The organism is Gilliamella sp. W8136 (assembly GCF_016101285.1).
Classification (GTDB): Bacteria; Pseudomonadota; Gammaproteobacteria; order Enterobacterales; family Orbaceae; genus Gilliamella; species Gilliamella apicola_N.
The window spans coordinates 102,153-114,092 of the sequence record NZ_JACFQU010000009.1; the positions used below are offsets into that span (position 1 = coordinate 102,153).

The following is an 11,940-nucleotide window of genomic DNA, read 5'->3' on the forward strand; positions in this document are numbered from 1 at the left end:
CATAATGGGAATTAAAAGAATGATTGTGCTTGCTCTAACGCTTTGGTTACATCAGTAAAACTATTGATAGCACAGTGCGCAATCTTATTTTTTTTACAGTAGTCAACAAGCTTGTCTTTGGCAAAAACATAATCAACATTATGTGATACACAGTAGTCTGAGGTACCATCTCCTACATAAAGTATTTTGGGGAAAAATTGCTGTTGTTTAACATGATTGCATTTGCAGTTACCACTTTGTTTAATACAATCCTTATTGGAATAAGGAAATTCAAGTCGCCAACTACGAACATTATCATGAAGTAACTGGTTGGCAAAAATGGGTAAATGCTCAATACCATGATGCTTTAATATAAACTGAATTGAGTAATCTAACCCATCACTGACCACATGAACAGGGATATTATTTTTTTCAGTATAATCAATAAACGATTTAAACATTGGGTCAATTTCAATTTTGGAGAGAACTTGATTAACTTCCTCTAAACTCGCATCCATTAAAGCAATTTGTTTGCTCATGCACTCTTGTGAACCAATTTTACCATTAACCCACAATTCTTCAAGCTCATCACAACCATCTTGACCGAAATAACTCAGTAAAGTATCGGTTACATCTTTAATACTGATAGTTCCATCAAAATCACATAAAACAATATGGGTTTGATGCTGAGTATAAGATGGATAAAAAAGACGGTTAGCAATTGGTGAAAAAGTATTCATTTTAAAATCAAAATAGTCTAATTATAAAGAGAATCCCAAATTTTCTCATAAAGCAGTTTTAAATTTTGTAGGCTCTTTGTATATATTTTGTAACGAATGGGATATTATCTGTATAATAAAATTTCACGTGGTATAAGCTATAGTAATGAGAACATATAATGAGCGAACACATATTAATCATTGAAGATGACCCAAGATTAGCCAATCTCATACAAGTATATCTTGTTCGGCAAGGATATGCCGTTGATTGGCATAATAGTGGTGAAGGGGCAGAAGAGAAAATTCATCAACTCAACCCAGATTTAGTTATATTAGATGTCATGTTACCACAAAAATCAGGTTTTGATATTTGTCGTGATATACGTGGGTGGTTCACCAATTATATTTTAATCATGACGGCCAGTGAAGATAACATTGATGAAATTGTAGGACTTGAACTTGGTGCTGATGACTATTTGGCTAAACCAGTTGAACCAAGGTTGTTGCTTGCTCGAATACGCGCCCTGTTACGTAGAAAACAGATAGAAAATGAAAAAGATAATGGCAAAGAATTGGTTGTGCCCCTAAATAATAAAACTCTTATTTTTGATAATTTAGTGATAGATGGCGAAAATAGGAAAGTTGTGTTACAAGAACATGAGATAGATTTAACTACAGCTGAATTTGATCTTCTATGGTTGTTGGCCAATAATGCCGGAAACATACTAACTAGGGATGATATTTTTTCTCAAGTTCGTGGTATTGATTTTGACGGTAGCGATCGTTCAATTGATTCCCGTATATCGAGACTCCGCCGTAAATTATTTGATGATCCTGATAATCCATCACGAATTAAAACAGTTCGAGGAAAAGGTTATCTATTTATGCGTGAAGGGGAAAGTCATTGAGCCATTTATTAGCCAAACCATTATTTTTTAATCGACGAATTGTATTTTATCTGGTTATTTTACTCTTTTTGCAATGTATTATTGCCTATAGTGCTTTATTGGTGTTTGATTCTTTACCTTCTTCGCTAACCGATATGCCCGAAGATCATGTTGTATTTCGTGAGTCACAACGTGGTACTGTAAACTTAATTCGTATGAGAATTAACGAAAATAAAAACCGCCCTTTGCAAGAAGTTGTTGACGAGTTACAACCTTATTTTAGCTACCCAATAGAAATTTTACCAATCAATACAGTTTTACCGCATTCAGTTTTTCAAGAATTAAAAAATCTTGGTTTTTCCTATGATAGTGATAAGGAAGTTGTCTATATTGATTTAAATGATGGCAATTTATTACAGTTAGGTCCAATCATAATGGGCGATATTTTACAGTCTAACATTATGTCATTAACTGTTTTTATAATCATTTGGGCGCTATTTAGTGCAATCATCTTTTTTATCCTAATTTATTTCGCTTTTAGTGCAGTTTGGAAAGATTTGGTAAACATAAGACAAACAGCAGAACAGCTTGGGCAGGGCAATTTGAAAGCTAGAACTAAAAACGTCAAAGGTTGGTTATTTAAACCACTAGCAAATGTACTAAATAATATGGGAACACATATAGAACATTTAGTGAGTACTAATCAAACTATTTCTCATGCCATGGCGCATGAGTTACGTACTCCTCTTGCTCGTATGCGATTTGCACTTGGTATGCTTGAAGAATCGAATGATAAACAAGAAAAATTGCTTTTACAAAAAGGGATGAGTGATGATATTAACGAACTCGAAACTTTAATTAGTGCCAGCTTAAATTACTTTAAAATGCAACAAAATAGTATTGATTTAAATTTAACTCAAATTTCATTAAAACAATGGGGCGAAAAAGTTTGTCAATCTTTAGAATTATTTAAACCAAAAGGATTTAAGTTGGTGTGCAACACTGAAGATGTTTTAGCTATAATTGATACTAGTTTAGCAGAAACAATTGTTAAAAATTTACTCCTTAATGCATTTAAATATGCAACACATAAAGCATTATTAAATATTAAAAAACAAAAAAATGGCGTGGTAATTGAGATTGATGACGATGGTCCAGGAATCCCTTTTGAAGCGCGTGAAAAGATTTTTATGCCCTTTGCTAGACTTGATACCAGTCGAACACTTTCAACAGGTGGTTATGGTTTAGGGTTAGCTTATGTCAAATTAATGGCAGAATTTCATGATGGTAATGCTTTTGTTGTTACCAGCCCTCTTGGTGGAGCACGGTTTGTGGTCTCATTGAAGTCTAACTATCCTTAATTATTTTTTTATAATTAATGCGTTATTATTAAAAATAATCATAATTGTGAAGCTCCTGTAATATATTTATTGGAAACTATCATAAGATAATATTTACTCTATTGAACTGTGAGGTAAATATTATGATCGATTACTCAAAGCATTCAACTTCTAAATCTTATTGGGTTAGATTAGTTGTTATTTTCTTTTTGGGTTGGATTGTTATTTATGCTGGACGATCTGTTTTAAGTCCTTTAGTAGGTGAGTTACAAACTCAGTTTGGTTTAACTAAAGCACAAACTGGGGGCATTATGAGCTTGTTTTTTCTTGCTTATACATTGTTTCAAATACCATCAGGCGTTTTTGGTGATAGAATAGGTCGTAAGCGTGTTTTAGTTACAGGATTTTTTCTCTATGCTATCTTTATAGCTTGTATATATTTTGCGTCTTCATTCTCAATTTTCCTTATACTTTGGATATTAGCCGGTGCGGCACAAGGATGTTATTATGGACCACAATATGCCTTATCTACCGAGGCAATCCCCAAAAAATGGATAACATTAGGTAGTGCAATTATTGGTAGCGGTATGTCATTTGGTATCGCGATGGGATATTATCTTTCAAGTGTGATGATTTCGGTTTTCAATACTTCATGGAAAATACCGTTTGTGATGGTTGCAATTCCAATAGTAATGGTTACTCTTTTAATGATTTTTTGTATTAAAGAAAAAGGAAGTGCTTTAGTTGAAATACCAAGTTCTCAAAAAACTAATTTTTCTCAACTTTTTAAAAATCGTAATCTTGTTTTAGCTTACATCACCATCTTTTGTTCTATTTATGGTTTCTTTGTTATTATTACTTGGTTGCCAAATTATCTTGAAGTAGAAAAGGGCATGAACAAAATAGAAGCCTCACAAATTGCATCAATTGTGCCTTGGGTCTCAATTATTGGGACAATATTGTGTAGTTATATTTCTGATAAATTAGGTCGTCGCAAACCTGTAATATTATTTATGATGCCATTATCACTAATTGCAATTTTTTCAATAGTGTATTGTCATTCTTATATTGAACTTATTGCAGTGCTTGTATTATATGGTTTTATTGGTAAAATTAGTTTAAATCCCGTACTAATAGCTTTAGTTGCTGATAATGCTCCTAAAGTATCATTAAGTACTGCATTTGGACTGTATAATTTTTTTGGCATGACTGCATCGATTTGTGCTCCTTATTTTACAGGTTTGATTGCCGATAAAACAGGAAGTTTAAATAGTGGTTTTTACTTAGCGGCAGTTATTACAATGGTTGGAATAACCGCAATGCTATTTGTCAGAGAAAGACAAACTGCTAACTAAATTTAACATATCGTAATGATATTATCTATTTTTAATCATCGTTACTTGCAGGTTATCTTATCAGAAATCACAGATATGCATAAATTGTAATAAAACATATTGTTTTATCAATATAAAAAGTCTGTTTTTTCCATTTCCGAAAAACAAAAAATTTGTTATATTCTTTGGTCAAAATGATAAAAAGTGATCGAACAAATTTTTAAATTCGTCGTTGAAATATATAATCAGAGGTTTTTTTATGAGCGGTTCACTACCGGCTGAGACTGATAATCGTCCAACAAATTTTATTCGCCAAATTATTGATGCAGATCTTGCAGCAGGAAAATATAAAACAACGCATACTCGTTTTCCACCGGAACCAAATGGTTATTTACATATAGGCCATGCTAAATCAATATGTTTAAACTTTGGTCTTGCTCAAGATTATCAAGGTAAATGTAATTTACGTTTTGATGATACTAATCCAGCTAAAGAAGATATTGAATATGTTGAGTCAATTAAAGAAGATGTGCGCTGGTTAGGTTTTGAATGGGATGGTGAAATTTGTTATTCATCTGATTATTTCGACCGTTTATATGAGTATGCTATTGAGCTTATCGAAAAAGGTCTTGCTTATGTTGATGAATTATCAGCTGATGAAATCCGCGAATATCGAGGAACTCTAACCCAACCTGGTAAAAATAGTCCCTACCGTGACCGTAGTGTTGATGAAAATTTAGTGCTTTTTAAACAAATGAAAGAAGGTAAATTTGCAGAAGGGAAAGCTTGTTTACGCGCTAAAATTGATATGGCATCCCCATTCATCGTTATGCGAGATCCTGTTTTATATCGCATTAAATTTGCAGAGCATCACCAAACAGGTAATAAGTGGTGTATCTATCCAATGTATGACTTTACCCATTGTATTTCTGATGCGATTGAAAACATTACTCATTCTCTCTGTACACTTGAGTTCCAAGATAACCGTCGTTTATATGATTGGGTATTGGATAATATCACCATTGAAGCACGGCCGCATCAGTATGAGTTTTCACGTTTAAATTTAGAATATGCAATAACTTCTAAACGTAAATTGACACTGTTAGTCACAGAAAAGATTGTTGATGGTTGGAATGATCCACGTATGCCTACTGTTTCAGGTCTACGTCGTCGTGGGTATACACCCGCTTCAATTCGTGAATTTTGTCGTCGCATTGGCGTAACAAAGCAAGAAAATACTGTTGAGATGAGCACGCTTGAGTTTTGTATTCGTGAAGATCTTAATGAAAATGCGCCACGTGCTATGGCTGTGCTTGATCCTATTAAAGTGATAATTGAAAACTTTTCAGAAACAATTGATGAAGTATTAAGCATGCCAAATCATCCTAATCGTCCAGAGTTAGGCAATCGTGAAGTAACTTTTACTCGTGAAATTTATATCGATCGGGCTGATTTTAGAGAAGAAGCTAACAAAAATTATAAACGTTTAGTTTTAGGAAAAGAAGTTCGTTTGCGTAATGCTTATGTGATTCGTGCAGATCGCGTTGAAAAAGATGCAGAAGGTAATATCCAAACTATTTACTGTACTTACGATCCAGCTACGTTAAATAAAAATCCTGAAGATGGGCGTAAAGTTAAAGGGGTGATTCATTGGGTGTCGGCTAAATTTGCTAAGCCAGCTGAAATTCGTCTTTATGATCGTTTGTTTAATACGCCAAATCCTGGATCGGCTGATGACTTTTTATCAACCATTAATCCTAATTCTTTATTGATCAAAAAAGGTTTTGTTGAACCAAGTTTACAATATGCAGAGGTAGGTAAGGCTTTTCAATTTGAACGTGAAGGATATTTTTGTTTAGACAGCAAATATGCCTCAGATGATAATTTGGTATTTAATCGAACTGTGGGTTTGAGAGATAGCTGGAACGATGCTTAAGCTATAATATGTATGATATTCGCCGATTTAGATCGGCGAATTATCAATAATTTTATCTTTAATCTTCAAATTTAAATAACTTTGTTTGTTGATCTAAATAGTTAAGCAAATCGGGTATCCTATATTTACCTGCCATTAATTTTATATTTTCCGCAGCCTCTTCTAATGATATACCTAACGCGGTGACATATAAAGGATGCTTACTTTGCCCTCGAGCTACTTCAATTAAATATTCATTATTTTCATAAAAGGGCTTTTTAGCTACTCCAATAACGGGTATTTTCTTATCTAAAGTATTATATAAATAGCCTCCTAACCCTATCTTACCGTTATTCAAGTGTACATATCCATCAATAACAATAGTGGTAATCTTACTTAAATCAATTTTATTTAAAAGTGACATTATGCAAGGTAGCTCTCGTTGATAAAACTGACCTGATTGATAGGGGGCAACATTATTTTGATAGTCAATAATGATTTTTTCAATATCCGATTTATTATCGGTCCAATTATTAAATAAAATACCTACAGATTTTGCTTGGTTATTTATATAATAAACATCAATTGCAAGAATCATTTATCTTATTTTCCCTAAGTTATTTTATAAATCAATAGTATTGATATTTTACAATATCAAAATGTTAATATGGTTTTATCAAATCTGATAATACAATCTTTTTTATTATTCTACCTTTTTCATTTCTTTTAATAATTTCAAAGCTAAAAACATTAAAAATATTGAACCTGCAATTAAAACACCCCAAATTAACAATTTTAATAATATAGGTGATTTAGTTGAAACATTTTCTGTTTTAGATAATACTTTTTTGTTACCTAACTTGACATTATCACCTAAATAAGCTTCAGGCACATTTTGAGGGGATATTGAGTCATTAAGTAGTGCTTTTTCGCTTAATGAAGCGGGTTGAGCATTGGCTGACCCCCAAGCAAGAATGAAAGGTCCATTATTGGCACTGTTGAAAATAACACTCATTCGATAGCGATAAGCAGTCACGAGAGGAGCATCATTTAAAGAAGCATTAATTGCTTTGATTTTTAGCTGTTTAATATTTAGTACTGAATTATCAATTTTAATTGATTGACCTTTATCATCATTTATACGCCGAAAAATATAATCATCAAGTTTATGCCACGTTTTATCATTATCACTAATTTTATAATAGATACTTGCAGGTAAGACAGTTCGCTCATTTTTTAGTTTAATTGAGAGTTCTTTTATTGGTAGTGATGTTGGTAACTGATAAATAGCCTCTTGCTCATTTGCAGAAATTAAATCGAAATTAATAGGATAAAGAGCCTTTGTTGGCATTTGTTTTCTTGACGTAAATTCAACTCCTTTAATACTAGGAACTATTTTCTTATCGGATTTTAATCGTAAAATCCAATAGTTAGATTTGAAATTAATACCGGACGGTAAATCGATAGTATTAACTTTTAATGATTGATTATTGTTGTTATCGGTCAAGGACATTATAGGAATGTCATTAATTGCAGTTTGCCATTTTTTTAAATCATTACTATAAAGTAGGTTAGCTGTTGCTTGCCAATTTAGATTTTTGGATGTATCAAAATCAATAGATAAACGACTGAATGGTTGTTCTAACTTAATTTCATTAGGGATTTGTAACAAGTAGGTTGCACTATATTCCTCCTGTTTACTCGTGTTATCAAGGTAAATTTGCACATTTTTATTATTGATATTAATACTGTATTGATCTATTGGAGGCTTATTTTGTTGTTCCTCTTTTTTATAAGATTGTTGAGTATTATCTAATGAGTATACAGTGACAGGAAAGGTGTCATTTTCATCATATTGTTGATAAACATTCACTAAGGCAAAAGGCACTAGTTGACCTTTATGATTGAAAACGCGTACATCATCTAATGTGTTTGATAATGTTTGAGTATAAACTTCACTGGTCAAGTCTATTCGATTATACATGCTAGTATTATCGCTAATTTCTATTATAGCGCCATAAGCATATTGATTAGTTTGATCAGTTGCTTGACACAATCCACTTATTAGCAAAAGGGAGCTGAATAAGATTTTCTTCATAATTTTCTATCCATTAATATAAATAATTATTTAGGAACTTAATTTTCTTTTAACTGCGAACAAATCAATTTTATTTTTCCTGAATTTTTCAAAATAATCACTTAAAGTCATTAAGTTAAATTGTATTTTTAATCTTTTTATATCATTTTTTAATTTTTTATGGCTATATTTTCATCACTTTGTTTTGGCGGTATAGGTGCTAAGTAACCGATTAATAACATTAATAATGCTATGCCAATAAATGCAAATGCACGTAATAAACCATCAGTTTCTTGTATATCAACAAATATTAGTTTAATAATTACGGTGATTTGAATTAACTGTCCGCTATACCATATTTTACGAAAAGAATAACGGTGTCCAATGGCGATTAAAATTACAGCGCTTAGCATCCAGAGAAGCGATGCGGTCATTTGTACAATATTATTGTGCCACAAAGTATGTGTGTTCCAAGTGATATCAAATATTTGACTCAAACAGCGCAATACGACACTATTACCCCAAAGAAATGTTAAGGTTGCTAACGATATTAAAACCCAATTAGGTAATGGAATGTTCCAGCTAACAAAATCAGTTGTTTTATTGTCAAATTGCACATAATTTGTCATTAATTTTATCCAAACGCTAAACATGAGTAAGCTAAAAATAGCACTTTCTTCAAGTGGATTAATAATTGGAATATAACTCCAATAGATAATTTGACCACTCATGCTTAGACCCGCAACCAAATAGTATGCAATGTATCCAATTAGGGGAAGTAAGCCTACAGCCCAATAACTTTTTATTAATAAGAATGAAGTAATATATTGGCGTTTAATAAGAAAATAAAACAGTAAAATAATACTACATGCGATGGTTGCCATTAAACTCCATTTTATGACTTCATATCCCCATGGTAAAGCATTGAATATATGAATTAATTCTTGAAGTAACCAGTATAATAGCATCCAAAACAGACTAATATGTAGTAAAATTAGACGGTTATTATTTACTAGACTATTATTAATTTTTGCTGAATTTATTTTATATAAATAAACATAACAGCTTATGAACGTTGTGATCCAAGCTAAACTGCAAATCCAATAGTCGGATAAATAATAACATGAGGCGCTCTCACTTTTATATAAGCTTATAATCAGTGCAATCCAGAGTAATAACATCCCATTACATATAATACTCCAATTAATTTTTCTACCTATGAAATACCATAACCATAGTGAAGCAGTTTCACATAATAAAATTAATGAAATTTCAAAAGGGGTTTGATCTAAAAATAGTGGAACACTCAATAAAATCCATAATATCCAACTAATAATAGAAATAGATAAATAAGATAATTTTATCACTCTAGTTATTTCAGTTTTTTGTCCATAGTAATGCCACAAACAAGCATTAATAAATAAAATAATACTGCTTATTCCTGAAAGTAAAGTGAATAATATTGGGGTTATTTGATTATATGCTAAAGATATCAATACCGAAATGATACCTAGTAACGTGATTAATACACCAAATAAAGCTGTTCGGTAATATTTTTGAGATAGCGTAATCCAAGTAATGGCTGTTCCTTCAAACATCCATAATAAAGCGGTCCAATTGGCGCTAAGTGCAAGTGGGATAGATAATGTAATAAATGAAATCCCAATAGCTAGCCAAAATAATGATATTGTTTTAGCTAGTGATTTCCATTTATGTAAAATAATATAGGCACCAACGAGATAGAATAATCCAAATCCTAATGATGAAAATGCAGGACCAAATTCCCACCGTTGAGTAATAGCATATTGTAATCCAAACCCACATAATGGTGCACCAAACAGTAACAGCAAATCAATTATATTTTGATACTCTTCTCTACGTATGCTTCGGACTGATAATAATACAGCTAAAATCCCGTAGATAACTAAATTAGCAAATATAAATATTTGACATTCAATATAAAATTCTGAGGTAAAATTATTTATTCCCCAAACTAACGAGATGACAAAAGTAAATAAAAATCCTAATAAATTAAGACTTCTCCAAGATTGTGTGATACTGATTACCAATATTGCTGCTGAAATCATTAAATAATAACTAAATAATGCAATATGGTTACCAGAACCGTTAGATAATAAAATTGGTGTTACATATCCCCCAACACAAGCAATAATTGCCAAGCTCATCGCTCTTTGTAATATTGCAAATAAAATACTGGTAGAACATATAACAACTAAAATAGCAAATGTAAATAAAACTGGAACTAATTCATATAACTTGAAAGCCGCAAAAATAGTAAGATATAAAACAGCAATCCCCCCTCCCTGTAGAATAAGGGCATAAATTTGGCGTTTTAAGCGTAATTTCCATCCAGCAGCTAATAATCCAATACCTAATATTACGGCACCTAAAATTCTGATTTCAGGTGACATGTAGTTATGCTCAATACTATATTTAAATAGATAAGATAATCCTAAAAACAGGATCACAATTGCAACTTTCGCAATGATATTACCTTTAATTAACCAATTGAAAAAAACATAACCGATATTGATTTCATTGTCGTCTGATTGTTTATGGTTTGAATTAAATGTATCTTGTGACACCTCTTTAATTTCAGGTTGACTATCTGAGTTGGTTATAGGTATTGATGACACTTGTTCCGTAACTGTTTGTTTTTCATAGTATTGTTCATTGTGTTCAACACCCACTACTTTTTCAGCTATTGGTTCTAAATTAGTTTGATTAACTAAGTCATCTAAAGCTTGATCATTTTTTTCATTAAATGCTAAAGTTGAGAATGTTGATTCTTGATGGCAGTGACTTAAAGGCTGTTTTACTTCTATTTCTGGTATTAATGATTCCGAAAAGTTTTCTGTTTCATCACAATGAGTATTAATCATTGATTGAGTTATTTCGGTACTTTGTTTAATTTCAATAGAATTGTTTTTGTTTTGGGGATCAAGATTGTTATTAACTGTAGGATTGGAAGATGTTTGATCTGTATAACTTTCTTCTTCAACATTAGCTTTATTTGATACATAATGTTGCTGCGTAAAAGATAAAAGATGCTTTTGTAATTCCGTCAGTTGATTTTGTAATACCCAAATTTGTTCTTTTAAATTATAAAAATTAACAAATACTCCAATAAACAGAGCGATAATAATGAGGAATAAAACAATAAATTCCACTTTAAATTTTCCTTATAATTCATAAAAATGATAATTACTGTTTATAGTTTTTATCAGTAATATGTATTTTATTTTATAGCAAATTAATATTTTTGCATTAATTTACTTATATTTAGTTAATTTTGATATCATTTTTTTAAATTTGTAGTGTTTTAGATATCAGTTTCTATCATGGTGCTATCTATTTAGCTGGTCAAGTAATATTATCTGCAATGTTTGATTACGATTTTCACTTTTTCAAAAGTAACCTCTTTTTCTCGATTGTCTAAAAATTTTCATTTAAATCAAGTATTTTTTCTCATTAATCGATGTTTTTTTATTGAGTAACTTAGGTTAGATTTTCTAATAGCAAAACAGGTGTACTTCTTTGTCGTAAATTAGGTAGGGCTAACTTTGTCTAGTAGAAATTTATTTAACATATAAATAGAATCTTGTTGATTAACACTGCAACTACTTTGGGTTTAGTTCTGTATAATTAAATAATATGTATAAAGTAGA

At 31.2% G+C, this 11,940-nt stretch carries 8 protein-coding genes; 4 read left to right on the plus strand and 4 right to left on the minus strand.

The annotated features are described in order from the left end of the window. Positions 1-11: 11 nt before the first annotated feature. Positions 12-719 carry an MtnX-like HAD-IB family phosphatase gene (locus H3T96_RS07520; protein ID WP_144091972.1) on the minus strand — a complete coding sequence of 236 codons (708 nt, stop codon included), beginning with the start codon at positions 717-719 and terminating at the stop codon, positions 12-14. A gap of 158 nt (positions 720-877) precedes the next feature. Between H3T96_RS07520 and H3T96_RS07525 the strand changes: the two genes are divergently transcribed. The 4 genes from H3T96_RS07525 (at position 878) to glnS (ending at position 6,195) form a co-directional block, all read left to right on the plus strand. Further along, positions 878-1,606 (plus strand): winged helix-turn-helix domain-containing protein, encoded by a 729-nt coding sequence (locus tag H3T96_RS07525; protein WP_086326337.1) that lies wholly within the window; start codon positions 878-880, stop codon positions 1,604-1,606. Then, positions 1,603-2,946 (plus strand): ATP-binding protein, encoded by a 1,344-nt coding sequence (locus H3T96_RS07530; protein ID WP_144091971.1) that lies wholly within the window; start codon positions 1,603-1,605, stop codon positions 2,944-2,946. The genes H3T96_RS07525 and H3T96_RS07530 overlap by 4 nt, the downstream gene beginning before the upstream one ends. A 122-nt stretch (positions 2,947-3,068) precedes the next feature. Next, on the plus strand, positions 3,069-4,280 hold the full coding sequence (locus H3T96_RS07535) for an MFS transporter (protein WP_144091970.1): 1,212 nt from the start codon (positions 3,069-3,071) through the stop codon (positions 4,278-4,280). A 238-nt stretch (positions 4,281-4,518) separates the two neighbouring features. Beyond that, positions 4,519-6,195, plus strand: a complete 1,677-nt coding sequence (gene glnS, locus H3T96_RS07540; RefSeq protein ID WP_039125995.1) for a glutamine--tRNA ligase — start codon at positions 4,519-4,521, stop codon at positions 6,193-6,195. 58 nt (positions 6,196-6,253) lie between these two features. On the opposite strand, the gene H3T96_RS07545 is transcribed toward glnS, so the two are convergent. The 3 genes from H3T96_RS07545 to H3T96_RS07555 all read right to left on the minus strand — a co-directional run bounded on the left by H3T96_RS07545 (position 6,254) and on the right by H3T96_RS07555 (position 11,442). After that, positions 6,254-6,772, minus strand: a complete 519-nt coding sequence (locus H3T96_RS07545; RefSeq protein ID WP_144091969.1) for an endonuclease V — start codon at positions 6,770-6,772, stop codon at positions 6,254-6,256. Positions 6,773-6,877: 105 nt separating this feature from the next. Continuing rightward, on the minus strand, positions 6,878-8,272 hold the full coding sequence (locus tag H3T96_RS07550; protein WP_144091968.1) for a DUF3999 family protein: 1,395 nt from the start codon (positions 8,270-8,272) through the stop codon (positions 6,878-6,880). 149 nt (positions 8,273-8,421) lie between these two features. Then, positions 8,422-11,442, minus strand: coding sequence for a DUF2339 domain-containing protein (locus tag H3T96_RS07555; RefSeq protein WP_144091967.1), 3,021 nt, complete (start codon positions 11,440-11,442; stop codon positions 8,422-8,424). Positions 11,443-11,940 lie beyond the last annotated feature (498 nt).